Source organism: Paenibacillus lycopersici (assembly GCF_010119935.1).
Taxonomy (GTDB): Bacteria; Bacillota; Bacilli; order Paenibacillales; family Paenibacillaceae; genus Paenibacillus_Z; species Paenibacillus_Z lycopersici.
Genome location: NZ_CP048209.1, coordinates 5,430,133 through 5,456,641 on the forward strand (window position 1 = coordinate 5,430,133; position 26,509 = coordinate 5,456,641).

The window sequence follows — 26,509 nt, forward strand, 5'->3', positions numbered from 1 at the left end:
CGCCTGGGCTGTGCTTGCTTGCTTGTTTGCTTATTTGCTTATTTGCTTGATTGCTTGCTTAATTACGATTGCCGACAACGGCCGGAGTTCTCCCCGTCTTCAGCCGCTACCTTCGATCCGCTCGTATTCTTCCATGAACGCGAGCTGCATCCCGGCGAAAATATAATCGTACAGAAACAGAAGCAGGAAGAAGAAGAACGACACCCACAGCGCATTGATCAGCAGCCCGAACAGCACGTTCAACACGATCGCCTTGACGATCAGCCCCGACGTCCCTCCGGTGCGATTGCGAAACGACCGAAGCGCGAGCGGGAACGCTTCCAGAATCGTGCAGTTTCGGGCGACGAGCGTAAATTCCAGATAGACGAACCAGATGCGGAGAATAAGAAAAGCGATCACGCTGATGATGGCGCCAAGCCCTTGAAGCACGAAGAGCGCCAAGCCGCCTAAGACCAGCATCAGCCCCAGCACAAGCAGGTTGAGCAGCAGGAACCTTCCGAAGAACCGTCTGCCGTATCGTCCGAATACGTTCATTGAGACGGGCCGCTCGCTGGCCGCTTCGCGGAGCAGCCCGATATAGCCGCCCTGGAAGAACGCTTGAATCAGCAGAAACGCCACCGCCGCAAGCAGCGCGGCGGCGACGCTGCCGGCGTGAAATCCCCCGTCCGCGTTCAATTGCACCGTACCTGCCATGAACCGCTGCTCGGTGACGGCGCTGATCGACGGCATTCCCATCTGGAATGCCAGCTTGAACGTCAGATGCGGACTGCCGTGAAAACCGTTCATCATGATGCCGGTTAATGCGGACAAGCCGTCCACGGCGACCGGCAGCCCGACGAGCAGCGGCAAGCCGGGCAATTTGCGAATGGCACTGGACAGCATTCCATCGCCTCCTTTGCTTGTAGTACGCATGATTTCCCAAAATGTTGCATACAACCCAGCAAGAGGATGCCGGATTCACCTGAAGCATGCGGCGATTTTACCCCGGGCGCCAAAGACGGTAAAATGAAAGGGAACAGGCTTGAACCCGAACGACTTCTCAAAGATTGCGAGGAATGTAATCATGAATCAAGAAACGATGGAGCTGTTCCGCACGTTGACGGCCTTTCAAGCGGCGTCCGGCTTCGAGCGGGAGCTGCGTGGATTCGTCCGCGGAGAATTGGAGAAATATACGAGCGAGATCGTGCAGGACCGGCTAGGAAGCATCTTCGGCGTGCTGCGCGGGAATGAGGAAGGGCCCGTCATCATGGCGGCCGGCCACTTGGACGAGGTCGGCTTCCTGATTACCGGCATTACGGAGAACGGCATGCTTCGCTTCCAGACGCTCGGCGGCTGGTTCAGCCAAGTGCTGCCGGCGCAGCGCATCCAGGTCATGACGGACAACGGGCCGCTCGCCGGCATTATCGGCACGACGCCGGTGCATTTGCTCGACGAGGCATCGCGCGGCAAGCCGCTCGACCTGAAGAACATGTACATCGACATCGGAGCCGACAGCAAAGCGCATGCGCAGGAGATCGGCATCCGCATCGGCCAGCAGGCCGTACCGTACTGCCCGTTCACGCCGCTGGCCAATCCGAAGAAGATTATGGCCAAAGCCTGGGACAACCGCTACGGGGTCGGCCTCGCCATCGAGCTGCTGAAAGAGCTGCACGGCAAGCCGCTGCCGAACGTGCTCTATTCCGGCGCGACGGTACAGGAAGAGCTCGGCCTGCGCGGCGCGCGGACAGCCGCCAACCTGATCAAGCCGGATCTGTTCTTCGCGATGGACGCCAGCGCCGCCAACGACATGAACGGCGACAAGACGGCGTTCGGCCAGCTCGGACAGGGCGCGCTGCTGCGCATCTACGACCCGACGATGCTCACCCACCGCGGCATGGTCGAATACGTTCTCGATACGGCGTCCACCCATAACATTCCGTATCAGTATTTCGTGTCGCCGGGCGGTACCGACGCCGGCGCCGTCCATACGCAGGGCAGCGGCATTCCGTCGACGGTCATCGGCGTTTGCGCGCGCTACATCCATACGTCCGCTTCCGTGCTGCATACCGACGATTACGACGCGGCCAAGGAATTGCTCGTGAAGCTCGTCGCGAACTGCGACGCGTCGACCTACCGGACGATCCTCGACCGCGCCTAGCCTGAACGCCGAACGGCGGTGCTGAATGTCGGTGCTGAACGACGGCGCCGAACGGCAGCGCTGAACGATGGATGCGTCCATCTGACCACCGCTAACCTGCCTTGACGAAACACGCCGGTCGCGATCGACCGGCGTGTTTGCGCATGCGCGCGAAGCGCTACAGGAGCACGGGCAGCGTCCGGTGCCCGCGGAACAATATATTCGGCTGCCAGTCGGGCTTGTCGTCCGTCAGGCGCATGTTCGGAAAGCGGCTTGCCAGCGTCCGAAGGGCGATCTCGCCCTCCAGGCGCGCAAGCGGCGCGCCGAGACAGAAATGCGCCCCCGTCGCGAACGCGAGATGGCGGTTCGGCTGACGGGCGATATCGAACCGGTCCGGCTCCGCGAACTGGGCGGCATCGCGGTTCGCCGCTCCGAGCATGACCTGGACGAACTGCCCGCGGCGAATCGTTCGTCCCCCGATCTCGACGTCGGCGGACGCGATCCGCCCCGTCATCTGTACGGGGCTTTCGTAGCGCAGCGCTTCTTCGACCGCCGTCGCCGCAAGTTTGGGCCGTTCCGACAGCCGGGCAAGCTCGCCGGGCTCGGACAGCAGCAGGCGCACCGCGTTGCCGATCAGATTCACGGTCGTCTCGTGGCCGGCGACGAGCAGCAGCACGCAGGTCGCGATCATCTCCTGCTCGGTCAAGACGTCGGACTGCTCTTCTTGCGCGGCGAGCAGATCGCTGATCATGTCTTCGCGGGGCGACGTGCGCCGCTGCGCGATCAAATCCTTGAAATACGCGGAAATCTCATTCGTCGCCCGGATGGTCTGTTCCACGTATTGCGGCGACTGATCGACGCCTTCCAGCACTTTGGCGAACGCATGCGACCAGTTTCTGAACAGCGCCCGGTCTTCGGATGGAACGCCGAGCAGATCCGCGATGACGATGACCGGCAGCGTGAAGGCGTACGAAGCGATCAGATCGGGGCGCGATTGTTCCGCCATGCCGTCCGCCAAGAAATCGGCGATCTCCTGAATGACCGGCTTCAGCCGTTCCATCGTTCGCGGCGTGAACGCATGGCTGACCAGTCCGCGCAGCCGGGTATGGGCGGGCGCGTCGCGGAACAGCATCCAATTGTTCAGCATGCCGTCAACCGGCTTCCATTCCGCCGATACGGACGGCATCTCTTGATTCTCGGGCACCGCGTTCCGATACTCGCGGACGAACAGCGGATCCTTCAATACCCGGCTTACGTCCTCGAAACGCGACACGATCCACGTCCACCGCTCTTCAAGATGAAGGACGGGCTCCTGCTCAAGCAAATACCGGTAGAACGGATAAGGATCCCGGTGCATGTCATCCGAATATGCGGCGAACCACGCGGCGATTCCGGCCTTATCGAAAGACGTCTGCTGCTTGCTCAACGGCTACACTCCTTTGCGCATGACGGATTTTGCTGCCCCTGGCGATAGTCCGGGACAAGACGGTCTTCTACTAGTTTCAGCATCGCGGCCGCGAGTTCCTGCCCGGCGCGCATCCACTATTTTCATAAACCCGACTCGAAACATTAGCCGGTATCGCTTCGTCCGTATTGTGAAAGGCTAGAAGTAAAGGAAGGGTGTATGAGAATGAGAGAATCGTCGTCCGGGCAGCTCGCCCCCGTTCATTTATGCTTGCGGCTGCTATCCGCCGCTCTAATCGCCATCGCTTTGATGGCCGCCTCCGGCTGCGGGAAGGCATCCGATAACAAAAGCGCCTCCGCCGCGGAAGATCGCGCCGTCAAGGCCGGCACGCCGATCTCCGACAAGGTGAACGCAGGCGAGAATCCGTTCGAAACCGCCGGCATCACCGATCCGCGCGAGTTCCAGAAGGTGTTCAATGCCGTGAAGACGGCCATCGCCAAAGGCGACAAAGCCGAGGTCGCGAATTATATCCTGTACCCGCTTCGCGTCAACGGCGCGTCCGGGTCGGAGTTGATCCCGACGCGCCGCGAATTCGTCGACCAGTACGATGCCATTATGACGAAGCCGGTCCGGGACGCCGTCGCGAACCAATCGTTCGACCGGCTGTTCATCAACTATCAGGGCGTCATGGTCGGCAACGGCGAAGTCTGGTTCGGCGGCAGTATCGATAAGCCGCAGGTGATCGGCATGATCGCGATCAATCACGATATCGGCAAACGCTAGCGCTGGATGCAGCGGCAAACAATCAGTCGAACAAGCTGCGCTGGAACGCCGCGATGTCCGCGTATTCGTCCTCCAGCTTGTCCGCGATCCGCAAGTAAATCGGCAGCAGCCTTCGATAGAGGGCTGCTGCTTGTTCGTCCGGCTGATGCGCGAGCGTGGCGCCGACCATCCGCGAGACGACGGCGAACGAATCCGCCCGTCCGAGCGCGACCAGGCCGAGCACGACGGCGCCGAGACAGGAGCTCTCGAAGCTCTCCGGAATGACGACCTCCCGGTCGAACACATCGGCCATCATTTGCCGCCACAGCTCCGAGCGCGCGAAGCCGCCCGTGGCGTGAATGCGCCGCGGCTTGCCCGTCGTCTCCTCCAGCGCCTTCAGCACGGCGTACAAATTATAATTGATGCCTTCCAGCACGGCACGAATCATATGCTCCCGGCCGTGGTGGAGCGTCAGCCCGAAGAACGAGCCGCGCGCGTCGGCGTTCCAGAGCGGCGCCCGCTCCCCCGTCAAATACGGATGGAACAGCAGCCCGTCCGAGCCCGGCCGCACCTGCCCCATGATTTGCGTCAGCAAATCGTACGGGTCTTGGCCGAGCCGCCGCGCCGCTTCGATCTCGGCGGCGCCAAGCTCGTCCTTCAGCCAGCGGAAGATAACCCCGCCGTTATTGACCGCGCCGCCGATCACCCATTTGTCCGCCGTCAGCGCGTAGCAGAAGTACCGGCCCTTCGGGTCCGTCACGGGCTTGTCCACGACCGTGCGCACCGCGCCGCTCGTGCCGATCGTTACGGCGACGACGCCGGGATCGATCGCGTTCACGCCGAGATTGGACAAGACGCCGTCGCTCGCGCCGACGACGAACGGCGTCTCCGGCAGCAGCCCCATCGCCTCCGCGTATTCCGGCTTCATGCCGCGCATGACATGCGTCGTCGGTACAAGCGCCGACAGCCGCTCCGGCCCGACGCCCGCGATGTCCAGCGCCTCCGCGTCCCAATCCAGCCGTTCCAGGTTGAACATCCCGGTCGCGGACGCGATGGAATGGTCAATGACGTATTCGCCGAACAGCTTGCCGAACACGAACTCTTTGATGGATACGAATTTCCATGCGCGCTTGAACAGCTCCGGCATGTCGTGCCGCAGCCACATCAGCTTCGTAATCGGCGACATCGGATGGATCGGCGTTCCCGTCCGCCGATAGAGCGCATGGCCGTTCATGTCGTTCTTCAGCTTGGCCGCCCAGCCTTCGCTGCGGTTGTCCGCCCACGTCAAACAATGCATAAGCGGCCTGTCCGCCGCGTCGATCGGAATGACGCTGTGCATGGCCGAGCTGAACGATGCCAGCAGCACCGCGCCCGCTTCGATGCCTGCTGCCGCCACCGCTTGCTTGACCGTCGAGACGACCGCCGCGAATATAAGCTCCGGATCCTGCTCCGCGACTGCCGGCGTCGGCGTATAGAGCGGATAGCCCTCATGCGCGGTTGCAACGACCTCCCCGTTCTCGCGGAACAGCACCGACTTCGTGCTAGTCGTTCCGATATCGATGCCGATCATATATGTAGCCTGCTGATGATTCATTCCCGAATGTACCTTCTTTCTCCAATCCTGTACTGCCCGCATGGATCGCCTAGCAGATGCAGGTTTTGCGTTTATGTCCTCGTTTGCCCATCGCGGCCATCTTGGCGATGTAATCGCTTGCGACCGGCACTTTGCAGGCCGTATTGCCGACCTTGACGCGCACTTTGCCGATCGCGGCCGCGGCGGCCAGCGCGTCCTCGTACAACGCCTCCACGTAACCGCCTGCCGAGATAATGAACATGTTCATGGCGTAACGGACGCGATCGCGGGGTTCCCCGTGGATACGTTCGGCCGCTTCGCGCAGCAGGGCGCGCAGCTCCTCGACAGCCAACTGCCCGTCCGGCGCAATCGAGAGCAAATTCGCATACGTGCTCCAGCCGCAAGCCGCGACCAGCTCTTGCGGAGAGGCCATCCATTCCAGAGCCAGCTCCCTGCCGTACCGGCTTTCCGCCGCCAGCCCGGCGACGGTCGTTTCCGCCAGCAAGTACCAGTTCGCGCGGTTCGCCCAATCCCGCAGCCGCTCCGGCGGCAGCGAGGCGGGATCGACCGTCAGGCCGGCCAAATACATCGCGTCGCTCACGCCGGATTCATAGAGCGCGGCCGCAAGCGCCTGATCCTTCTTCACCGCTTTGACCAGCTTCTTCAAATCGCCGATCTTCACGCCGAAGAGCGGCTCCCGCGCGCCGTGGTTCATGAACGTCCGCTTCGTCTGCTCGGAACCCATGCTTTCCAGCTGCCGCATGACGTCTTCGTAAGTCATCGCCAATATGCACCGCCTTCCCGGATGGCAAGCACCCGTTATGCTTTCGTTCTCGCATCGGTTTATTCCATTACTATAGCATGATTGCCGGCCGTTCTCACGCAGCAAGCGCCGCGCTGCATGCTGCAGCGCGGCGCTTGCTCCTTGCCTGGTCCGGACGGTTAGCTGCCGATGCCCTTCTCTTCCAGCCCCGGCGATGGAGGGATCGCCGGGGCGGCCCTGAGCACGAACGGCCCGACCGCCGCCGTGAGCACGAGCAGGCCGATGCCGATGAACGCGGACACGCCGTAGCTCTGCAGCCAGTACGCGCCGTCCTCGATCTGCTTGTAGATCCATCCGCCGAGCAGCGGACCGATGAAGCCCGTCATGCCTGTTAAGGCGGAGAATACCGCCACGTACATCGGACGATCGGATTTCGGCGTATCGCCGATAATGAAGTTGAAGATGAGCAAATTATAACCGCCGAGCCCGACGCCGAGCGTGACGTTCACGATCACGAGCACGAGGATGACCGGCAAGATCGCGATGCCCGCCCAGAGGACGCAGGAAGCCGCGATAATCGGCAGCGTCCAGAGCAGCAGCGTGCGGGTCGCGTATCTCGCGTTCATAGTGCCCCAGTAATAATAGCTGAACATCGTCACGACCATTTGAACCGTCGTGATGACGGTAATCCATTGCTTGCTCAGCCGCAGCGTTTCCAGCATGACGTACGAGAACAGCGGCACGGCGATATTCTGCAGCAGAATGAATGCGGCGATGAATACCGTCGCCTTCATATATACGACATCCCGGAGCGGTTTACCGAACAGCGCGGCGGAGCTTGACGCGGCCGACCGTTCGAACGGCAGATTCGGATACCGCAGCAGCTCGACCGCGTTCCAGACCGTGCATGCCGCGCTTACGGCATAGAGAAGGACGAAGCCGGTCCGCTCATCCAGCTGCTCGAGAATCTGCCCGCCGATCAGCAGGGATACGCTCGCCACCGCCCAATGGATCGTATTGCGAATGCCGAAATATCGGCCCCGTACCTGCGCGGGCACCATGTCCGCGATGATCGACGTCCAGAATACCGAGCTCGTTGAAGCGCAGACGAAAGACAGCAGGAACATGCCGATGAACACGTCGACCCGAAGCGACGCCGTAACGAAGAACGGAATAAGTCCCGTTGCGATCCAGATCGTCCGGTGCGTGATGGCGAATACGGCCAGCAGCAGGCGCCTGTTCGTAAACCGCTGAATGTAGAAGGCGGCGACGAGCTGCACGAGGTTCGCCAGCGCCGGAATCGCGACGACGAGCCCGACGTCCGACGCCGTTCCTCCGAGATAGACGACATAGATCGTAAGGATGGGCCCGCCCAGCAAGTTCGCGATGATATTGGCCGGAATGCCTTCCGTAATGGAAGTCAGCAGCCCCCTTCGCTGATCGGATAAATGTTTGCGGCGAAACACCGACATCACGTGATTCCAAAATGACAACATGACCTCTTCTTCCAGCTCCCCGTAGTATCTCTGGATGTCTGCATCGATCTCTATCCGTGTATTTCGCTATGATTCTCTATCTCTATCTCTATCTCTATCTCGATTTCTGTCTACCAGAGAAAGCAGCGCTTCCCGTCAAGCGCCGTCCAGGCCGCCGGCCAGCAGCTCGCCCAGCGTCCGCACCATGACGCCCGTTCCGCCCTTGGCTTCCCAAGACCGGTCCCGCTCCAGCCAGGCCGTGCCCGCAATGTCCAAGTGCACCCACGGCTTATCCTCCGCGAAGGCGCCGATGAACAATCCGCCGATGCTGGCCGCGCCGTAGCGGCCGGCGCCGTTCTTCATGTCCGCCGCCTCGCTGTCCAGCTGCCGGCGGAATTCCGCGTACGGCGGCAGAGGCCATATCCGCTCGCCCGCCAGCTTGGAGGCCGCGATGACCTGCTGCTGCAGCGCTTCGTCGTTCGTCACCGAGCCCGTCGCCAAGCTGCCGAGCAGGACGAGGACGGCCCCGGTCAGCGTCGCGACGTCGATGAGCTTCGTCGCGCCGCCGCGGATCGCCGTCGTGAGCCCGTCGGCCAGCACGAGCCTGCCCTCCGCGTCCGTGTTGACGATCTCCACCGTCGTGCCGTTCATCATCGTCAGCACGTCGCCGGGCTTGTAGGCGCGGTCCGACGGCATATTCTCCGCCGTCGGAATGACGAAGACGGCGTTGCAGCGCGGCTTCAGCTCGCCGAAAATCTTCACCAGGCCGAGCACCGCCGCCGCGCCGCCCATGTCCGATATCATCTCTTCCATGCCGGGGCCTTTCTTAAGCGAGATGCCGCCGGTATCGAACGTGATGCCTTTGCCGACGATGCCCCATCTGTCCGCGTCGTCCGGATTGCCTTCATAGCGAATGACGATCATGCGCGGCGGATGGACGCTCCCCTTGCCGACGCCGATCAAGCCACCCATGCCCTGCGCTTCCGCGGCGGTCTCGTCGATGATCTCGCAGTCGAAGCCGCAGCCGGCAGCGAGCCGCTGCGCTTCGTCCGCCAGCTGCGCGGGAACGAGCGCGTTGGCCGGCAAGTTTGTCAGATCCCGGGCATACATGACGGCTTCCGCGAATACGGTGCCGCGGCGGATGCCGGCTTCCCACTCCGCCGCCGCCGCAGCTGCCGCCTCGTCGTCCGATAACGCGGCCGTCTGCTCGAAGGCGACGGACGCGACAAGCGGTTGCCGGCGCGCGTCGGCCCGCTTCGCCGTCTTGCGCGCGTGCAGTCCGAGCAGGTACCCTTCCGTCAATGCCTGCGCGGCTTGCTTCAACGTAAACGCTTGCGCAGGCAACGATTGCGTGCCCTCCGCGGCCTCCGGCACTGAGCCGGACAGGCATGCCGGCAGCAGCTGCTTCACCGCAGCCGCCTTCAATCGCTTCGCGGCCTTCGCCGCCGCGGCCGCCGCATCGCGCAATCCGTCCGTCGTCAAGCATTCCGGCGGATCGATGCCGACGTAGACGACATGCGCGGCCGGATACAGGCCGAGCGTCGGCAGCACGAGCGTCTCCTTGGGCTCGGCCTTGAACAGCTCTTTGGCCGCATGCTGCCTCATCGCTTCGTCCAGCGCGTCGTGAATCCACGGCCCGCCGCCGTTCAACTCCAGCTTGCTAACGAACGCCACGACGACATCGAATCCGTCGGCCGGCGCATCGTTCGCGCCTGGCCCGTATGTAAATTGAATGCCCATTCGAATGAACATCCTCCAATCCGTTCGCTATTCTAATCAACCGCCCGTAACAGCGCGAAAAACCGGGATTTCCCCGGTTCCTCGCTAGGCTGGCCGGGTCTTAACCCGATTCTAATCGTTTATTCCGCCAATGGCAAATAGATCTTGAACTCCGTTCCTTCGCCGGCGTTGCTCGCCACGCGAATCTTGCCGCCATGATTCCGCACGATCCGGTAGCTGACCGACAGCCCGAGGCCCGTACCCGCCGCCTTCGTCGTGAAGAACGGGTCGAACAGCTTAGCTTGGGTCACGGGATCCATGCCATGGCCGTTGTCCCTGATCGTAATTTCGGCGTCGCGGCCGTCCCGCCGCGTGATAATGTCGATTCTGCCGCCCCGCTCGTCCTGCAGTTCGCCGATGGCATCCATCGCGTTGCGGACGATGTTGAGTACGACCTGCTTGACCTGCTTGACGTCGATCGACACCGCGATTTCCTCATCGTACGTCTCGAATTGGATTTGACAGCCCTTCATCAGCGCCTCGCTGTCCGACAAGAGAATGACTTCCTTCAGCAAGTTGTTGATGCGCACCTTCTGCGTCATCGGCGCGGAAGGCTTCGAGGAATTCAGAAATTCATAGATAATGTCGTTGGCGCGATCGATTTCCGTCAGGATAATGCGCGAATATTCCTCCTTGCCCAGCAGGGTGAGGTGGGGCTGCAGCAGCTGTATGAAACCGCGGATCGACGTCAGCGGATTGCGGATTTCGTGGGCGATCGAGGCTGCGATCTTCCCAAGCATCGCGAGCTTGTCGTTCTGGTAGGCCGACTGTTCGATCTGCTTGTATTCCGTCACGTCCTTCACGCTGAACAGGTAATCCCCGTCCAGCTGGTCGCCATACGTCACCGTTACGAGCAGCGTACGCCCGTTCGCATCCACGAATTCCAGGTATCGGCTTCGCCGGAGGAACGTCTCCTTGTACAGCCGCAGAATGATCCGTTTCGTGCTCTTCTTAAGCCGCCGGTGCGACAGCATATCGATAATATTGCAGCCGATGAGCGTCGTGCGGGGAATGTCAAGGAGCTTGGCCATCTGTACGTTGATGAAGGACAGCATGCCGTCTCCGTCGAAAATCGCGATGCCGCTGTCCATATGCTGCAGCACGTTCTCGTATTTATTCTTGACCATCCGAAACGATCGGTGGGAGCGGAGCAGCATGTCCCGCATCTCGCTGAAGCGCTGCTCCGAGCTTTGCTCCGGCTGCACCCGGAACCGGAATGCGACCATGAGTTCGATCAGAAAAATAAACGAGCGGCTATACAGCCGCAGCGCTTCTTCCGAATCGACGTTTGCTACTAGCGTTTGCATGGATTCATCGTGTACCGCGATAATATCCTCCGGATGGATATCCTGAAGCATCTTGCCGATTTCCGAAGCCTCGAATAGCGAAGCTTCACTGCCGCTGCGCATGTACTCAGCGAGGGCAGGGAAATACCGCATGCGTATTGCCTGCATGTTTTACTCCTCTCCCGCCGCACAAATCGGTATATGAACGCGAAGCGGAGCGTGAACCCATTTATGAAAAGCAATCATAGTTCCTCGCGCCTGGTCGTAGCTGAGCTCGAACGAATCCGTCATCTTCTCCGTCCACTGCAGATGAATGCGGCTTGGCCCCTTGAAATGATCGAATAATCTGACTTCTATTCCGCTAGCTTGGTCTCCCTTGAACAAGCTCACCGGGCGAATCGTCATATGTCCCTTAGCCGCGATCGCGATCAGCTTCAAGGCCAGCTCCGAAACGGTATACGCGATAACGGTTTGATCCACTAGACTGAAACCGATCGTTTTGGCGAGTTCCCTTCCTCTTTGACGTGCCAAGATCGCATCCGACTTCTCCTGAATATGGAACATTTCCACGTGTTAGCTCGCCTCCGCCCCTCAATATTTCCGTGCAGATTCCGAGTTGAGTTCGCTTACAATAATCATAGAAAAAACCACTAAAATATGTCAACAGGAGATACTGTCGAATAAACTCGATCAAATGTCACAAAAAACGCAAGGAAAGGCGCCGCGATATCAGCGCCTTACCGGGTATAGGCTCAAAGTCCTTAGTGCAGCTCGAATGCCGGCTAATCCTTCTTTTTCTTGGACTTGCCATTATCGCTGCCGTTGTCTTTACTGCTCTTGTTGTCTTTATTGCTTTTGTTCGTTTTATCGCTTTGGCTGTCTTTATAGCTTTGGTTATCTTTGTTGCTTTGGCTATCTTTGTTGCTTTGGCTGTCTTTATTGCCGTTGCCGGCCTTGACCGCGTTATTGCCTTGGCCGGCGCTGCCGGCTTTATTGCCGCCGTTGTCCCGGCCCGTGCCGCGATCGTCCCGATCTTCGCGTCCATTGCGTTCTTCGCGGTCTTCGCGGGTCGCAGCCTGCTTGTCTTCTCCGCGATTAACGCCGCTATGGCGGCTGTCGGAAGCGTTTTTCGCTTCGTCCTTGCCGCCTTGTAAGTGATTATCCGCGTCCTTAAGGCCGCCTTGGCTGCCGGAAGGGAAGAGAATCGTATGCAATTGCTGCTGCGATGACGGCTTTGACTCCGGCTTCGCGCGGTTATCGTCACGCTTGTCATTGCCGCCGGAAGCGCCGCTTCCGCGTACGATAGAGCCGCTGTCATGCTGACCGCCGCTCTTGCCGCCTTGGGCATGACCGCCGCCGCTTCCGGACGATTGACCGCCCGCGCCGCTGGCGTTATGACCGCTCGAGCTGCCCTTGCTTTGACTGTACGGGCTCCCTTTTCCATTCCCGTTCCCGTTTCCCTTACCGTTGCTCTTGCCGATGGCGCTGCCGCCATTCCCCTTGCTCTTGCCATTACCATTGCCATTACCATTGCCTTTTGCTTGGCTTTGGTCCAGGCTGCCTGAAGGCCAGCCTTTCATGATATTGCCCGGGGAATGATTGCCGATGTTGATAATGCCGCCTTGCTGGAGGATTTGATTCGGGTCTGGCCCCTTCTTATCCTCAGCCTTTTTATTATTGTTCCAGTTCCCATTGCCGTTTCCGTTTCGATTGTCGTTCCCGTTCCCATTGCCGCGCTTGGCTTGTTCCTTCTTCGCCAATCCTTCAAGCTGCTGCTTCAGCTTCACCCGCTGCGCTTCCTTCTCCGCTTCCTTCGAGGCGGGCGGATTGACCGGCTGCGGCTTGACGGTTTGCGGTTTCGCCGTATCGGCTGCCGGCGGCTTGGAGCCCTTGGCCCGCTGATCGTTCATAACCGCCGCGACCCCGCCCATCGGTTTCGCCGCTTGATGAATGGACTCGCGCTTCAGCTCCTTGATCGAAATCTGGTAGCCCTGCTCTTTGGCCATTAAGTAAAAGGCCATTTTGCCGGATGAGATGCCCGCCTGCTTCGCTTCCTCCCGAACTTCCTTCGGGGCGGACAGCGTCGTCACGTCGACCTCGAGCTTGCGGCCCTTCTCGGTCTTCGCGAGCGACTTGCGGACTGCGCTGTCCATTTGCGCCGTAAGGCTGATTTCTTGGGCCGGCTTCACATTGTCGCCGACGGCCACGCTCGTAATAACGACATCGCCTTCGCCGCTGTTCAAGTATGGTCCCGCGCTAATCCGGTCCATGATCGCCTCCGTGACCTTCTGAAGCGGCTTCCCTTTGAAGCTCAGTCCTTCCGTGACATCCTTGCCGTCCGTATTGATCGGATGCAGCTCCTCCACCCGTTCGTTCTTGTCGATGCCGAGCTCGATGCTTGGATTGACGTCCATGGTCACATAAGCGACGACGGGAGAAGCATGCGAGAAGCGCTGCGCAATGAACGGCGCGAACAGGAAGAGCATAACCGCCGCGGCGCCGATGCTGAAGCTGTACAGCTTGCGCGGCCGCTGCAGCCGCCGCTGCTCCTGGAAGGCGAATTCTTCGCCGATTTCGGGCTTGAGCGCCGTGCGCACTTTTCGGAATTGACCATCCGGCGTTAATACGATGACATGCTTGCTGCCGGTTTCCATGACGATCCCACGGCTCATGCTCTCACTCCTTCCACTGCGGGCAGCTCCTTATGTACAGGCGGCTCCTGGGGCTTTATGTATTGCTGCAAATACGGAAAATCGCCATTATGTAAAATCGTCAGCGCGATAATATACTTGCGGTTGCGCTCGATGGTCTTGCGGGAGACGCCGATGATTTCGCAGAGCTCCTTGATCGGCAGCTTCTGCTTCGTCTCCAATTGATCGTACAGCTCGGGATCGTTCGCCAATCGGCGACTGATTCCGATAAGCAGCTGCCTCGAATCGGAATGCTTCGGCGAAATGTCCGGCAGCTCGCCGAACGTAATGCCGTATTCTCTCAATCTGCCGTCGAACTCCGCGATTTCGAACCTGCGCGCTTCCGACTCCTGCGTCAGCGAATAGCGGTTCATCGCTTCGTTCGTTTCGATGGCGTTAACGGTCGATTCCTCTTCGTCATCCTGATCGAATGCGCTGTAGGGCACGGAACCGTGATGCCTGCTTTCTTTTCGGACATAGTCAATAAGCCTGCGCCGGATGACCGTTTCGGCGAAGCCGAGGAACGATTTACCTGCCTGACTTGAGAATTGTCCGATCGCTTCGTCAAAAGCGGCCAGCGCGATGCTGAATTCATCCGAGCTGGCAGGATCGATATATCGCTTGCAAAATCGACTCGTCACCTTGGCGATATAAGGCTGATAAGCGTCAATGAACGCATTTCGCGACGCTTCGCCGCTGCGAATCCGCTCCACCATCTCTTCGGGAGCGATTCGGGTCTCGGGGGTGACTGCGGACGTATCATGCTTGCCGCCGAAAATTCGTTTGAACAGAACGAGTAACAACCAGCTCCACCTCACATGTACAGTATTCGGGTCGACGGGTCGGCTTTGAGGGGGTAGACATTAGTAATTTCTCATAAACATGCAGGCCGTGCGCAAAATAAAAAAGCCCCCTTCGTCAGGAGGCTCACTGCCGCTAGCAATATCCTTCAGAGGTTCTGCGCTGCTTAAGCTTATTGCGCCGCTGATTCAGCACGCCGAGCCGTTTCTTCAATTCTCCAAGCCAGCTTTCGTCGCCGATCTGCTTCGCGAAGCAAAGCAAATCAAGCGCCATGTCGATTTGACTGCTGACGACTTCCATCGGATCTTCGTTCTCGTTATTGACGCAATTCTCGAACAGCTCTTTGTCTTCCTGCTCGACGTATTCGATGAAGTCGACCTCGGAAGCGCCGTCGCCATGCGCGTATTCCGCCAGAATTTCGTATTCGTTCTCGATTAAATAATGGATTTCGACGCGATGACATACCGGACAGAACAGAATAGGGACATTGTGAATATGAGTACGAAAATGCTTCAACGTGCCATTCGTGCCAATCATGCTGGCACCGCAGCAAAAGCTCATGCGGACTCCCTCCTTAACTGCATTACCTCAATCGAACGCATCTTGAAACATGATTTAACTTATTCGTCCCGAGATGGCAAAATTCCTGCTTGCGCGCGGCTTGGACCGACGCCGAATGTTTCCAGGACCCGCGGAAAATAGGAAGAAAGCCCGAGGTCTGCTTGAGACCCCGGGCTTCCGCCGTTCGTGGAACGATGCTTATTTTGCAACCAGGTGCTTGTCGCCCGGTTTCCAGTTGATCGGGCACAGGCCGCCGGATTGCAGAGCTTGCAATACGCGGAGCGTTTCTTCAACGGAACGGCCAACGTCGTTGTGGTTAACGACTTGGTACTTCACTTCGCCTTCCGGATTGATGATGAACAGGCCGCGCAGCGCAACGCCCTCTTCTTCAATCAGAACGCCGTAGTCGCGAGCGACTTTCTTCGTGATGTCGGCTGCGAGCGGGAAGCTCAGCTGGCCAAGGCCGTTATCGTTGACAGGCGTGTTGATCCAAGCGCGGTGGCTGTGTTTGCTGTCTACGCTGACGCCGAGGATTTCGGTGTCCAGTTTCGAGAACTGTTCAGCTGCAGCGCTGAGCGCCGTAATTTCCGTTGGGCATACGAATGTGAAGTCCAAAGGATAGAAGAAAAGGACGAGCCATTTGCCTTTGTAATCGGAAAGAGCTGCCGTGCTGAAATCTTGACCATTGCCAGTTACGGTCTCCATCGAGAAATCGGGAGCCGGACGGCCTACCAAACGATCTGCCATGCAAAAAACCTCCTAAAGTTTGAATGATATGGGGTGAAAATCAAGCCTCTAATGTTGACTACGTTTAGAATAATACCAACTCTTTGGAACGAAGTCAATATTGAAATTATTACTTATTTGTAGTTATTCTAAATTATTTCTTCATTGCGGCAACGATCAGATCGCCCATTGCCGTCGTACCGATCGCCTTGCTCTTGTCGACGGCGATATCGCCCGTGCGGTGACCTGCGTCCAGCACGGATTTGACCGCGTCCTCGATGCATTGCGCCGCTTCGGCGTAGCCGAACGTCAGACGGAACATGAGCGCAACGGACAGGATCGTCGCGATCGGGTTGGAGATGCCTTGTCCTGCGATGTCCGGAGCGGAGCCGTGCACCGGCTCGTACAGGCCGAAGCTGCCTTCGCCAAGGGAAGCGGACGAGAGCATGCCGATGGAGCCGGTAAGCATAGCCGCTTCGTCGCTGATGATGTCGCCGAACATGTTCTCCGTCACGATAACGTCGAAGCTTGCCGGACGGCGAAGCAGCTGCATCGCGCAGTTGTCGACGAGTACGTGCTCGAGTTCAACGTCCGGATACTCGACGGCGATCCGGTTGACGACTTCGCGCCACAAGCGGGACGTTTCCAGCACGTTCGCCTTGTCGACGGAAGCGAGCTTCTTGCGGCGGGTGCGCGCGATTTCGAAGCCTTGACGCGCGATGCGCTCGACTTCGACTACGTTGTAGACGCAAGTATCGACGGCTTCTTCGCCGTTCGCCCCCTCGCGGCGGAACTTCTCGCCGAAGTAGATGCCGCCCGTCAATTCGCGCACGACGATCAAGTCCGTGCCTTCAAGCACCTCGGGCTTCAGCGTGGACGCCTCTTTCAGGCAGTCGAACACGTTCGCCGGACGGATGTTGGAGAACAGGCCCAGCGCTTTGCGAATGCCGAGCAAGCCGGTTTCGGGACGAAGCTCCTTCGGATTGTTGTCCCATTTCGGACCGCCGACCGCGCCGAGAAGCACGGCGTCTGCGTTCTTGCAGATATCGAGCGTTTCTTGCGGAAGCGGCGTGCCTTTCTCGTCGATCGCGATGCCGCCGAACAGGCCATGCTCCGTCTCGAATTGGTAACCGAACAATTCTTCCGTTTTCTTCAATACTTTCAGCGCTTCGCCGACAACCTCGGGGCCGATGCCGTCGCCGGCGATGACGGCGATTTTCTTCACGTCTGCCATGGATAATGCCTCTCCTTTATGCAGGACTCGATCTTGCGTCCTTTGATTATGATTCTCAGTCTAACCATAGTTGTACCACAAGAACGCCATAAAGACAAAGATATGAAAGCTATGACTTTTATAGGCTTCATATATAAGATGACGATAAACGGCTTATAATGGCTGGGATATCAGGTAAAGCGCTATGGCGTAGCTCCGTTCGCCGGATCCTCCTCCGCGGCACTCGCCGGAGTCGCCGATGCAGCCTGTCGTTCCGGCGAATTCGCGTCGTCGGTCCGCTCGCCCGGACTCGTCACGGCGGCGCCTCCGGAATCCGCTCCGGCGCTATTCTGTTCGCGGTTCCGCCAGCGCCGATCGATCAGCGTGATGCCGAAGCAGATCAAGCCGAGCGCGGCGAAGGCGATGATTTTGTAGAGCGTATCCTCGCCGGACAGATCGAACAGCAGCGTCTTCGCGGCAACGACGGCAAGCACGGCGGAGCCGAACCAGCGGAACAGCCGCCCTCTGCTGTACCCGCCCCATGCGAACAGCAGCAGCGCGTAGACGCCCCATGTAACGGACAGCATAAGCATCGGACCGTCCGCCCAGACGTAAGCGTCGCTGGCGTTCATGATCTGGACCGTCAGCAGTCCGCCCACGATCAGATGCGAGAGCAGGGCATAGATGTGGCCGATGACGATATTGTCCGACTCGGGACGTATGCGGTCGAACCGAATGGTTCTCGCGAAACCGAACCCGATCGCCGCGAGCAGCATCCATGCTGCCGCTCCGCCGTTCAAGAACGGCACGTACACGTCAAACCAGTTGATTGGCGGTACGTCCCAGGCGGTCGCGAACCAGTAGATGACCGTGAACAGCCAGATCAGCGATGCGGCCGCCTTCATGAGATCGGAGCGCACCTTCATGCCGACGGCCGCGGCCAGCGCGGCAACGACCGACCAGACGCACGCGCCGATAACGGGGCGGTACTCCGATCCGCCGCCGAGCTCGGCGAGACCGATCAGGAACATGAACGCTCCGAACAGCAGATGCGAATAGACGGCCGTTCGAGCCTGATTGCCTTGCTTGCGGTGCTTCCCAATACGCGCGACCGCCGCGCTCATCGCCATATACAGCATGCCGACCGCCAGCAAAAGCATCGTCACGGCATGCCCGCTGCCGAGCAGCGCGGGCGCCCATAGGCAGAAGATGACCGTATTCGCGAAGCCTGCCGTCATATTCCAGCCCGCGAACCCGCATTTCTCCCGCCAGGCGGCGGCGAAGAACGCCAGTGCGTAGAAGGCGAACGCCGCCAGCGCGTAACCGGCCGGCTTCGTCAGCCAGCCGCTGTCCGGATGCGAGAAGTTCATATAATACACGGCGTACAAGATCCATGTGGCGGCGAATGCGCCGATTCTCGGCTCCAGCCATGATTTCGCGATGCCGATGGCGAAGTACGCGGCATTGACGACCAGCAGATACAGGAAGAGCGGGAAGACATGATCCGCTTCCGGCTGCAGAACGAACGGCGCAAGCAGCGCGCCGCCGAGACCGAGACCGAGCAGAAGGCGGAAATTGCGCCTGTATGCAAATGCCGTCAATGCGGCGGTCATCGCCGTCATGACGATGAATACGGTCAGCGGCTCCCAGACCGCTTCATATACGCCGGCGTACATGCCGGTCGTGTACCAGATCGCCGCGCCAAGTCCCGTCGCAATCTCTCCGAGACGGCTGCGGGCCGCTTCGGGACGGCGGACGGCATTCAGCCCCGCCGCGACGGCAGCCCCTCCTGCCAGCAGCCCGATTCCCAATTTCATCGGCAGCGTGATCAGGCCTTGATCGATCGTGTACTTGAACAAGGTGGCGAGCGCCGCCAGCAGGAATAAGACGCCGATGAGCGTCGTCCAGTGTCTCTTCCATAAATCGTTCATAACCGGTACCCCCCGTTTGGGATGAAGTATTAGGATGTGCTCCTTACTTCACATTGTAGGGGGCTCCGGCTGCCTCCATAAGTACCAACTTTCTCTGGTACCTCCGGGGGGCGTTCCGGCTGCGCCGGTTGCCTGGACGCGCTGAACGGCGCCGGCTGCGTCGGTTCCCTGGCCGCGCTGAACGGCACCGGCTGCGTCGGTTCCCTGGCCGCGCTGAACGGCGCCGGCTGCGTCGGTTCCCTGGCCGCGCTGAACGGCGCCGGCTGCGCTGAATGCGCTTGACACTGCGATTGCATAGCGGATGCGCCGCCGTACGTGGAGAGACGGTCTTGCCGGAAGCGGCGTGTCCGGTCTTGCCGTTGCCTTCATGCCGGCCGCTTGCAGCGTGCCGGTCTTGTCGGTCGCATGCAGCGGTCCGAATTTGTCGGACATACCGGCGGCATGCGGCGTGCCGGTCCTGCCGGCCGCATGCAGCGATCTGGACTTGCCGGACATGCCGGCGGCATGCGGCGTGCCGGTCTTGCCGGGCGGCTCGGTCATGCCGGGCATGACGGCGGAACGGTGCAAACAGGACGAACGGACAGGGCCGTCAAAACAAATCGTGGTTCTTCGCTTTCTGCGCCGCTTCCTTGCTGCTCTTCCCACCGATTTTGCGCAATATATTGCCCACGTGATTTTTCACGGTGCGGAGCGACAGGAAGGACTTCTCGGCGATCTGCGTCTGGCTGTAGCCTTCGTGAATCATGGCCAGCAGCTGCACTTCCGAAGGCGTCAGCATGCGCTTGAACCGGTCGTTCTCGTAGTCGCGCTCCAGCTTCTTCAACCGGCGGAACTCCTCCAGCATCTGCCTGGCCGCGTAAGCGTCGATCGCGGATCGGTCCGCGGCCGCCTGCCGGATCGCTGCCGGAATGGAAGCGTAATCCGATTTCACGAGGTAGTTGACCGCGCCGGCCTTGAACGCTTCCGCGACGAACACCTTGTCCTCCATGGACGTGAGCATGATAACGCGGGCTTGCGTCGCGGCGCACAGCTCGCCGGCAAGCTTCAGCCCTTCCGGGCTGTCGGCCATCATAATGTCGAGCAGGACGACATCAGGCCTGCATGCGGCAGCAAGCGGGAGCACGGCCGCCGGATCGTCCGTGTCTCCGGCCACGAGCAAGTCCGGCTCTCCGCCCAGGTAAGACGCCAGCCCCCGGCGCCAATCCGGATCGTCCTCGACAAGCAGTATGCGAATAAGCTGCCTCGGTTGAGCTTCCATCCTCTGCCTCCTTATAGCTTGCGCAAGCTGCGCTTGGTTAACTTTCGAAAATGGAACCGCACCGTCGTGCCTGCTCCCGGCTCGCTGCTGATGCGAAGCTCCCCGCCCTGACGGCTCATGAGCTGATAGCAATACGCCAGTCCGAGCCCGAAATTCATCGCTTTGCCGCTCTTGGTCGTGAAGAACGGCTCCGTCACTTTGCGCAGATGCGCCTTGGCGATCCCCGTTCCCGTATCGCGGATTTCGATCGTGCCGCCATGCCTGCCGGCAAGGACGGACACGGTCAATTGGCCGCCGTCCGGCATCGCGTCGATCGCGTTCTGCAGCACGTTATGAATCGCTTCTTTCGTCTGTTCGGGATCGGTCAAGGCCGACGCCTCCTCATCCAGCTGCTCCCGAATCGCGATCCGCTTGTCGGCCGCCTGGGCGGCAATCGCCGCCAGCTGGCTCCTCACCAATGGGGCAAGCGATGCCTCCTGCGGCTGAAGCCGAAGCTCTTGCGTCCGTTCATGAACGCTGCGAATCATCGTTTCGATATGAAGCGCCGCAGTGTGAACGACGTTCAAATCCGTACGAAGCTCCGTCCGCTCTCCCGCTTCGCGCGCCATTTTGTCGGCGAACAGTTTGATTTTGCCGATGTCGTTCTTGATGGCATGGTTCAGCATGGCGGTTCCGCTCGTGATCGCCCGCAAGGAATAGTCGAGCTGGCGCTTCTCGATCAGCAGCTGCACCCCCAGGAAGCCGAAATTAAACAGCGAGAAAAGGAAGATGACGAATGCAAAAGCGATCGGCCACACGTTATACACCCACAGGCGGTACAAGCCGAACAGCGGCAGCGCATAATTCATCGTCAGCGCGACGAGCACGGCCGGCAGCACGGCAAGCAGCAGCAAGGCATGCGCGCGGCGCTCCGCCGGATGCATGAAGCGCTTGGCTGCCAGCAGCACGATCCCGGCCGCGCAATAGGGCAGCGCCCAGACGGCAAGCAGCCCGTAATGAACCGGGTAGTCCTCCGCCAGCGGAAGCAGCAGCATGCCGAGCGGCGGCACAAGCGCCGCAACGGGGATCCACCGGTAGACGCCGCCCGGCAGCAGATCCCGGTTATACGAAGCACCGAAGCACAGGAAGCCGTAGGGCAGCCCGTAATAGCTGCACAACGAGCAGGCGCGCTGCACGATGCGAAGCGTCCCTTCCCCTGCGGCGTCGATATTTCCGTTCCAGAGCATGCCGGCGATCCATCCCTCCAGCACGGAAGCAAGCGCCCCCGTCCCGCCGCAAAAAGCGACCAGGCTCAGCCAGCGCACCGCCGAAGCCCGCCGGTTGGCGATGAGCAATAGTCCAGAAGCCACCCATAGCACGATCCACGCAAACAGCATTCCAGCGGCTCCCCTGTCGACAATTGGTCCAATTGTCGGATTTTCTTTAGTATACCACGGCCAACCAGGACCGGGGCGGGAATTGCGGGCGGCGCGCATTACGCATGCGAGCCGGTGCCGAAGGCAAACTTTACCCTGTACCGCCAAGCCGAATGACAGGCTGCTTTGAAATTCCTGACTCGATAGCTTTTTCATCGTCGGGAAGCGGCGATGGTTGCGAATTTCTTCCGTTCGGCAGCTTGGCCGATTTCGCGAAGAGTTAAGAGGGAGCGCTCGTAACCGAGGCGAAAAGCTTCCTTCGGGAAGGATTTTCGGGGGAATCGCCCGTTACCGAGGCGAAAAGATTCCTTCGGGAAGGAATTTCGGGGCAGTAGCCTTGCAAAGAACCTTACACACTTGCCTCAGAATGACGAAAAGTCGAAAAGTTGCTATACGAACAACTTTATTCGCGTCAGACCGACTAAAATGTCGGTAAAGTTGCTGTTCGGGCAACTTTTCCCTCCACGGACCGGCAATAATGCAGGTAAAGTTGCTGTTCGGGCAACTTTTCCCGCCACGGACCGGCAATAATGTCGGTAAAGTTGCTGTTCGGGCAACTTTTCCCTCCACGGACCGGCAATAATGCCGGTAAAGTTGCTGTTCGAGCAACTTTTCCCTCCACGGACCGGCAATAATGCCGGTAAAGTTGCTGTTCGAGCAACTTTTCCCGCCTCTGGCCGGCAATAATGCAGGTAAAGTTGCTGTTCGAGCAACTTTTCCCGCCACGGATCGGCAATAATGCCGGTAAAGTTGCTGTTCGGGCAACTTTACCCTCCTCGTACTACAGTAGCTTTGCAAAGAGCCTGTCATGAGGAACGGAAAACTTTACAATAAACGAGAGTTTTCTTAAGATGTGGTTGTGCGAACGCCGACGAAAGGATAGCTCCCCTCTTGGAAATGCAGTGTGTGAGGATCGTTGCAAGTCTGCTGTCCCTCGGGAAGAAATTCCGAGGGATCGCCCGTTGCTAAGGCGAAAAGCTTCAAATGGGAAGCAATTCCAAGGGCTTGCCCATAATCGAGGGTGTCGCGATGGCGGCTGCTGAACGCAAATCCATGTCGATCGTGACTCATGCATTTCAAAGAAATCCGAACTGCAGCAACGATCGTGGATCCATACCGTCTGCAGGGCATCACCATCGCCTTAACCTTCGTACATTGATTTGTCTCTAATCAGCCCGCGAACATTCTTGTTCCTTGCACTAACAAAAAAACGGCCCCTAACGTCCATAGGACGCAGGGGCCGTTCCGCCGATAAAGGGCAGCTTACTTCTTGATCCAGTGCATCAGTTCACGCAGCTGGCCGCCGACCACTTCGATCGGGTGAGCAGCTTCGTTGCGGCGAGTAGCCGTCATGAATGCATTGTTGGATTGGTTCTCCAAGATGAAGTCGCGTGCGAACTTGCCTTGTTGAATATCGGTAAGGACAGCTTTCATCGCTTTCTTCGTTTCGTCCGTCACGATACGAGGACCCGTTACGTAGTCGCCGTATTCAGCCGTGTTGGAGATGGAGTCGCGCATCGTAGCCAGGCCGCCTTCGTACATCAGGTCGACGATCAGCTTCAGCTCGTGCAAGCACTCGAAGTAAGCCATCTCCGGCGCGTAGCCTGCTTCGACCAGCGTTTCGAAGCCTGCTTTAACGAGCGCGGAAGCGCCGCCGCAAAGTACGGCTTGCTCGCCGAACAGGTCGGTTTCCGTCTCTTCTTTGAACGACGTTTCGATAACCCCTGCGCGCGTGCAGCCGATGCCTTTGGCATAAGCCAGGCCGATTGCTTGCGCGTTGCCCGTCGCGTCTTGCTCGATCGCGATCAGACCGGGAACGCCGAAGCCTTCGACGTACGTACGGCGAACCATGTGACCTGGCGATTTAGGAGCAACGAGCAATACGTCGTTGTCTTTGCGCGCCTTGATTTGGCCGAAGTGAACGTTGAAGCCGTGGGAGAACATCAGCGCCGCGCCTTGCTTCAGGTTCGGTTCGATTTCTTCTTTGTACACGCGGGCTTGCGTCTCGTCCGGCATCAGGATTTGTACCACGTCAGCCAGTTTAACCGCTTCGCCGACGGACAGTACTTCGAAGCCGTCGTTTTTCGCTTTCTCGGCGGATTTGCCGGCGCGAAGGCCGATGATGACTTTCAGACCGCTGTCGCGCAGGTTTTGCGCTTGGGCGTGACCTTGGGAACCATAACCGATGACTGCGATTGTTTTGCCTTGCAGAACGCTTTGGTCTGCATCTTTTTCGTAATACAATTTAACTGCCATTGTAGATAATGCCTCCTTTAATTTAACCCTTTTGAGCGGGTGTTACAGGCGGGACCCGCCAAGGCTCGGCCATAAGCCCGGAAATCCGGTACACCGGCTTGCCGTCAAAACGTCGTCTGCCGCGCTCTAACCCCCGCTCAAAAGCGGTGCTTCATTCATGCGTTCACGCTTGCTTGCCGATACCGCCACTTGCCTTTTACTGCTGCATGACGATGTCGGACGGAATCACTGCCTTACTTCGCGTTGCCGCGCGTCATGGCCGTGACGCCCGTGCGGGACAGCTCGCGGATGCCGTACGGCTTCATGAGCTCGACCATCGCGTCGATTTTCTCGGTATCGCCGACAACCTGAACCATCAGCGAATGCGTGCCGATATCGACGACGGCGGCCCGGAACGTTTCGACGACGCCCATGATTTCAGGGCGAGCGGCTGGCTCCGCGTTGACTTTAATGAGCGCCAGCTCGCGCGCAACCATCGGATTGGCGCTGAGATCGATGACTTTGATGACGTCGATGAGCTTGTACAATTGCTTGATGACTTGTTCCAGCGTGTTGTCGTCGCCCGTGGTCACGATGACCATCCGGGACAAGCCGGCTTCCTCGCTTGTCCCGACGGTGATGCTTTCGATATTGAAGCCGCGGCGTCCGAACAAGCCGGATACACGCTGGAGGACGCCGGGCTGGTCATTGACGAGAACGGCTATCGTATGTCTTTTCATTCCGCATCCCCCATTAACATTTGATCGATCGTGGAACCTTGCGTAACCATCGGATACACGTTCTCGCCCTTGCGAACGACGAATTCCACGACGGCCGGCCCCGGATGGTTCATCGCTTCCGCCCATGCCGCGCGCGCTTCTTCCTTCGTCTTCGCGCGGAATCCTCTTACGCCGTACGCTTCCGCCAGCTTCACGAAATCCGGACTGCCGGACAGATCGATGTGGCTGTAACGATTGTCGTAGATCAGTTCCTGCCATTGACGAACCATGCCGAGCACCTGGTTGTTGATGATGACAACCTTGACCGGGATGTTGTTGATGGCGCAGATCGCCAGCTCCTGCGCGCACATCTGCATGCCGCCGTCGCCGTTGATGGAGATGACGAGCCGGTCGGGGTTCGCCATTTGCGCGCCGATCGCCGAAGGGAACCCGAAGCCCATCGTGCCGAGGCCGCCGGAAGTGACCCATGAGCGCGGCTTGTTGAACTTATAGAACTGCGCGGCCCACATCTGGTGCTGGCCGACGTCCGTCGTAACGATCGCCTCGCCGTTCGTTTCCTCGTACAGCATCTCGATTACCCACTGCGGCTTCAGCTCGTCTTCGCTGTCCGTGTAGCGGAACGGCTTCTCCTTCTTGGAGGCTGCCAGCTGCTCCCGCCACGCGTCGGCTTTCGCCGCATAACGAACGTCTTTGTTGGCGATTTGCAGCACCGTCTTCACGTCGCCTACGATCGGAATGTCCGTCGGCACGTTTTTGCCGATCTCCGCCGGGTCGATATCGATGTGGACGATCTTGGCATGCGGCGCGAAGCCTTTCAGCTTGCCCGTCACGCGGTCGTCGAAACGCGCGCCGATGTTGATGAGCAGATCGGCCGATTGAATCGACATGTTCGCCGTGTACGTGCCGTGCATGCCCGGCATGCCGAGCCACAGCTCCTCGCCGCTTGGGAAAGCGCCGAGGCCGAGCAGCGTCGTCGTGATCGGGATGCCCGATTTGATAATAAATTCGTGCAGCTCCTCGTGACCGCCGGAGTATACGACGCCGCCGCCCGCGAGAACGATCGGTCGTTCCGCTTCTTCGATCGCTTTGAGCATTTTGTCGACTTGCAGCTTGTTCGGCTGCACCGTCGGATTGTAGCCGCGGATGCTTACTTCCGTCACCGGTTCGAACATCGTGAGCTCCGCGGATACGTCCTTCGGAATGTCGATCAGGACAGGACCCTTGCGGCCCGTATTCGCGATATGGAACGCCTCGTGGATAATGCGCGGCAGGTCCGCCGCTTTGCGCACGAGATAGCTGTGCTTCGTAATCGGCATCGTAATGCCCGTAATGTCCGCTTCCTGGAACGCATCCGTGCCGATCAGCGTCGTCGCTACGTTACCGGTGATGACGACCAGCGGCACCGAATCCATATACGCAGTCGCGATGCCCGTGACCAGGTTCGTCGCACCCGGTCCCGATGTTGCGATACATACGCCGACTTTACCGCTTGCCCGCGAATAGCCGTCCGCCGCATGAATGGCGCCTTGCTCGTGACGGGTCAGCAGATGCTGAAAATCCGAAAAGCCATGCATGGCGTCGTAGATGTACAATACTGCTCCGCCCGGATAGCCGAACACGCAATCGACGTCCTCCAGCACCAAGCTGCGAAGCAAAATTTCTGAGCCCGTGATGACCTCCGGTTTTCTCAGTCTTTCTTTGATTTCCTCTTTTGACCTTAACGTTGCATGTTGAGCGACCATTAAGTCGTCCTCCCTTCTTAAAAACAAAAAAACCTTCC

Annotated in this window: 22 protein-coding genes; 2 read left to right on the forward strand and 20 right to left on the reverse strand. The window is 59.2% G+C overall.

Going from position 1 to position 26,509, the window contains the following annotated elements; genetic code table 11:
* Window positions 1-99: 99 nt before the first annotated feature.
* Window positions 100-882, reverse strand: a complete 783-nt coding sequence (locus GXP70_RS23825; RefSeq protein WP_162359131.1) for a hypothetical protein — start codon at window positions 880-882, stop codon at window positions 100-102.
* A gap of 181 nt (window positions 883-1,063) precedes the next feature.
* On the opposite strand from GXP70_RS23825, the gene GXP70_RS23830 reads away from it, so the two are divergent.
* Window positions 1,064-2,137, forward strand: coding sequence for a M42 family metallopeptidase (locus GXP70_RS23830; protein WP_162359132.1), 1,074 nt, complete (start codon window positions 1,064-1,066; stop codon window positions 2,135-2,137).
* A 157-nt stretch (window positions 2,138-2,294) separates the two neighbouring features.
* Here GXP70_RS23830 and GXP70_RS23835 read toward each other — a convergent pair whose 3' ends face one another.
* The gene (locus GXP70_RS23835) at window positions 2,295-3,542 is read right to left on the reverse strand and encodes a cytochrome P450 (RefSeq protein ID WP_162359133.1); all 1,248 of its coding nucleotides are present in this window, start codon (window positions 3,540-3,542) and stop codon (window positions 2,295-2,297) included.
* Window positions 3,543-3,746: 204 nt separating this feature from the next.
* Between GXP70_RS23835 and GXP70_RS23840 the strand changes: the two genes are divergently transcribed.
* Window positions 3,747-4,304: a hypothetical protein gene (locus GXP70_RS23840; RefSeq protein WP_162359134.1), complete on the forward strand. Its 558-nt coding sequence runs from the start codon at window positions 3,747-3,749 to the stop codon at window positions 4,302-4,304.
* Between the two features lie 22 nt (window positions 4,305-4,326).
* Here GXP70_RS23840 and gntK read toward each other — a convergent pair whose 3' ends face one another.
* The 18 genes from gntK to ilvB form a co-directional block, all read right to left on the reverse strand.
* Complete coding sequence (gene gntK / locus GXP70_RS23845) at window positions 4,327-5,877, reverse strand: gluconokinase (RefSeq protein WP_162359135.1); 1,551 nt, start codon at window positions 5,875-5,877, stop codon at window positions 4,327-4,329.
* Window positions 5,878-5,926: 49 nt separating this feature from the next.
* The gene (locus tag GXP70_RS23850; protein ID WP_162360653.1) at window positions 5,927-6,637 is read right to left on the reverse strand and encodes a DNA alkylation repair protein; all 711 of its coding nucleotides are present in this window, start codon (window positions 6,635-6,637) and stop codon (window positions 5,927-5,929) included.
* A 161-nt stretch (window positions 6,638-6,798) separates the two neighbouring features.
* Window positions 6,799-8,115, reverse strand: a complete 1,317-nt coding sequence (locus GXP70_RS23855) for an MFS transporter (RefSeq protein ID WP_162359136.1) — start codon at window positions 8,113-8,115, stop codon at window positions 6,799-6,801.
* Between the two features lie 135 nt (window positions 8,116-8,250).
* On the reverse strand, window positions 8,251-9,834 hold the full coding sequence (locus GXP70_RS23860; protein ID WP_162359137.1) for a leucyl aminopeptidase: 1,584 nt from the start codon (window positions 9,832-9,834) through the stop codon (window positions 8,251-8,253).
* A gap of 119 nt (window positions 9,835-9,953) precedes the next feature.
* Window positions 9,954-11,327 (reverse strand): ATP-binding protein, encoded by a 1,374-nt coding sequence (locus tag GXP70_RS23865; protein WP_162359138.1) that lies wholly within the window; start codon window positions 11,325-11,327, stop codon window positions 9,954-9,956.
* Between the two features lie 3 nt (window positions 11,328-11,330).
* Window positions 11,331-11,729, reverse strand: a complete 399-nt coding sequence (locus GXP70_RS23870) for an ATP-binding protein (RefSeq protein ID WP_162359139.1) — start codon at window positions 11,727-11,729, stop codon at window positions 11,331-11,333.
* A gap of 212 nt (window positions 11,730-11,941) precedes the next feature.
* A complete protein-coding gene (locus GXP70_RS23875) occupies window positions 11,942-13,831 on the reverse strand; it encodes an anti-sigma factor domain-containing protein (protein WP_162359140.1) in 1,890 nt (629 codons plus the stop codon).
* A complete protein-coding gene (gene sigI, locus GXP70_RS23880) occupies window positions 13,828-14,652 on the reverse strand; it encodes an RNA polymerase sigma factor SigI (protein ID WP_162359141.1) in 825 nt (274 codons plus the stop codon). The genes GXP70_RS23875 and sigI overlap by 4 nt, the downstream gene beginning before the upstream one ends.
* Before the next feature lie 133 nt (window positions 14,653-14,785).
* Window positions 14,786-15,211 (reverse strand): hypothetical protein, encoded by a 426-nt coding sequence (locus tag GXP70_RS23885; RefSeq protein ID WP_162359142.1) that lies wholly within the window; start codon window positions 15,209-15,211, stop codon window positions 14,786-14,788.
* A 198-nt stretch (window positions 15,212-15,409) separates the two neighbouring features.
* Window positions 15,410-15,958, reverse strand: coding sequence for a peroxiredoxin (locus tag GXP70_RS23890; RefSeq protein ID WP_162359143.1), 549 nt, complete (start codon window positions 15,956-15,958; stop codon window positions 15,410-15,412).
* Window positions 15,959-16,091: 133 nt separating this feature from the next.
* Window positions 16,092-17,171 (reverse strand): 3-isopropylmalate dehydrogenase, encoded by a 1,080-nt coding sequence (gene leuB / locus GXP70_RS23895; protein WP_162359144.1) that lies wholly within the window; start codon window positions 17,169-17,171, stop codon window positions 16,092-16,094.
* 182 nt (window positions 17,172-17,353) lie between these two features.
* Window positions 17,354-19,081: a DUF2339 domain-containing protein gene (locus GXP70_RS23900; protein ID WP_162359145.1), complete on the reverse strand. Its 1,728-nt coding sequence runs from the start codon at window positions 19,079-19,081 to the stop codon at window positions 17,354-17,356.
* A 48-nt stretch (window positions 19,082-19,129) separates the two neighbouring features.
* On the reverse strand, window positions 19,130-19,621 hold the full coding sequence (locus tag GXP70_RS23905; RefSeq protein ID WP_162359146.1) for a hypothetical protein: 492 nt from the start codon (window positions 19,619-19,621) through the stop codon (window positions 19,130-19,132).
* Window positions 19,622-19,670: 49 nt separating this feature from the next.
* A complete protein-coding gene (locus tag GXP70_RS23910) occupies window positions 19,671-20,339 on the reverse strand; it encodes a response regulator (RefSeq protein ID WP_162359147.1) in 669 nt (222 codons plus the stop codon).
* Between the two features lie 11 nt (window positions 20,340-20,350).
* Window positions 20,351-21,715 (reverse strand): sensor histidine kinase, encoded by a 1,365-nt coding sequence (locus tag GXP70_RS23915; RefSeq protein ID WP_162359148.1) that lies wholly within the window; start codon window positions 21,713-21,715, stop codon window positions 20,351-20,353.
* Between the two features lie 1,302 nt (window positions 21,716-23,017).
* The gene (ilvC, locus tag GXP70_RS23920; protein WP_162359149.1) at window positions 23,018-24,010 is read right to left on the reverse strand and encodes a ketol-acid reductoisomerase; all 993 of its coding nucleotides are present in this window, start codon (window positions 24,008-24,010) and stop codon (window positions 23,018-23,020) included.
* Window positions 24,011-24,243: 233 nt separating this feature from the next.
* Window positions 24,244-24,729 (reverse strand): acetolactate synthase small subunit, encoded by a 486-nt coding sequence (gene ilvN, locus GXP70_RS23925; RefSeq protein WP_162359150.1) that lies wholly within the window; start codon window positions 24,727-24,729, stop codon window positions 24,244-24,246.
* Window positions 24,726-26,471, reverse strand: coding sequence for a biosynthetic-type acetolactate synthase large subunit (ilvB, locus tag GXP70_RS23930; protein WP_162359151.1), 1,746 nt, complete (start codon window positions 26,469-26,471; stop codon window positions 24,726-24,728). Before ilvB ends, ilvN begins: the two co-directional genes overlap by 4 nt.
* Window positions 26,472-26,509: the final 38 nt, after the last annotated feature.

Coding starts and splice junctions, on each gene's coding strand:
- GXP70_RS23865 (WP_162359138.1), bottom strand. CDS start 11,327: ATGCAGGCAATACGCATGCGGTATTTCCCTGCCCTCGCTGAGTACATG.
- ilvN (WP_162359150.1), bottom strand. CDS start 24,729: ATGAAAAGACATACGATAGCCGTTCTCGTCAATGACCAGCCCGGCGTC.
- ilvC (WP_162359149.1), bottom strand. CDS start 24,010: ATGGCAGTTAAATTGTATTACGAAAAAGATGCAGACCAAAGCGTTCTG.
- GXP70_RS23860 (WP_162359137.1), bottom strand. CDS start 9,834: ATGGGCATTCAATTTACATACGGGCCAGGCGCGAACGATGCGCCGGCC.
- GXP70_RS23855 (WP_162359136.1), bottom strand. CDS start 8,115: ATGTTGTCATTTTGGAATCACGTGATGTCGGTGTTTCGCCGCAAACAT.
- GXP70_RS23830 (WP_162359132.1), top strand. CDS start 1,064: ATGAATCAAGAAACGATGGAGCTGTTCCGCACGTTGACGGCCTTTCAA.
- GXP70_RS23905 (WP_162359146.1), bottom strand. CDS start 19,621: ATGACCGAGCCGCCCGGCAAGACCGGCACGCCGCATGCCGCCGGCATG.
- GXP70_RS23885 (WP_162359142.1), bottom strand. CDS start 15,211: ATGAGCTTTTGCTGCGGTGCCAGCATGATTGGCACGAATGGCACGTTG.
- GXP70_RS23840 (WP_162359134.1), top strand. CDS start 3,747: ATGAGAGAATCGTCGTCCGGGCAGCTCGCCCCCGTTCATTTATGCTTG.
- GXP70_RS23890 (WP_162359143.1), bottom strand. CDS start 15,958: ATGGCAGATCGTTTGGTAGGCCGTCCGGCTCCCGATTTCTCGATGGAG.
- GXP70_RS23910 (WP_162359147.1), bottom strand. CDS start 20,339: ATGGAAGCTCAACCGAGGCAGCTTATTCGCATACTGCTTGTCGAGGAC.
- ilvB (WP_162359151.1), bottom strand. CDS start 26,471: ATGGTCGCTCAACATGCAACGTTAAGGTCAAAAGAGGAAATCAAAGAA.
- leuB (WP_162359144.1), bottom strand. CDS start 17,171: ATGGCAGACGTGAAGAAAATCGCCGTCATCGCCGGCGACGGCATCGGC.
- GXP70_RS23900 (WP_162359145.1), bottom strand. CDS start 19,081: ATGAACGATTTATGGAAGAGACACTGGACGACGCTCATCGGCGTCTTA.
- GXP70_RS23825 (WP_162359131.1), bottom strand. CDS start 882: ATGCTGTCCAGTGCCATTCGCAAATTGCCCGGCTTGCCGCTGCTCGTC.
- GXP70_RS23850 (WP_162360653.1), bottom strand. CDS start 6,637: ATGACTTACGAAGACGTCATGCGGCAGCTGGAAAGCATGGGTTCCGAG.
- gntK (WP_162359135.1), bottom strand. CDS start 5,877: ATGAATCATCAGCAGGCTACATATATGATCGGCATCGATATCGGAACG.
- GXP70_RS23875 (WP_162359140.1), bottom strand. CDS start 13,831: ATGAGCCGTGGGATCGTCATGGAAACCGGCAGCAAGCATGTCATCGTA.
- GXP70_RS23915 (WP_162359148.1), bottom strand. CDS start 21,715: ATGCTGTTTGCGTGGATCGTGCTATGGGTGGCTTCTGGACTATTGCTC.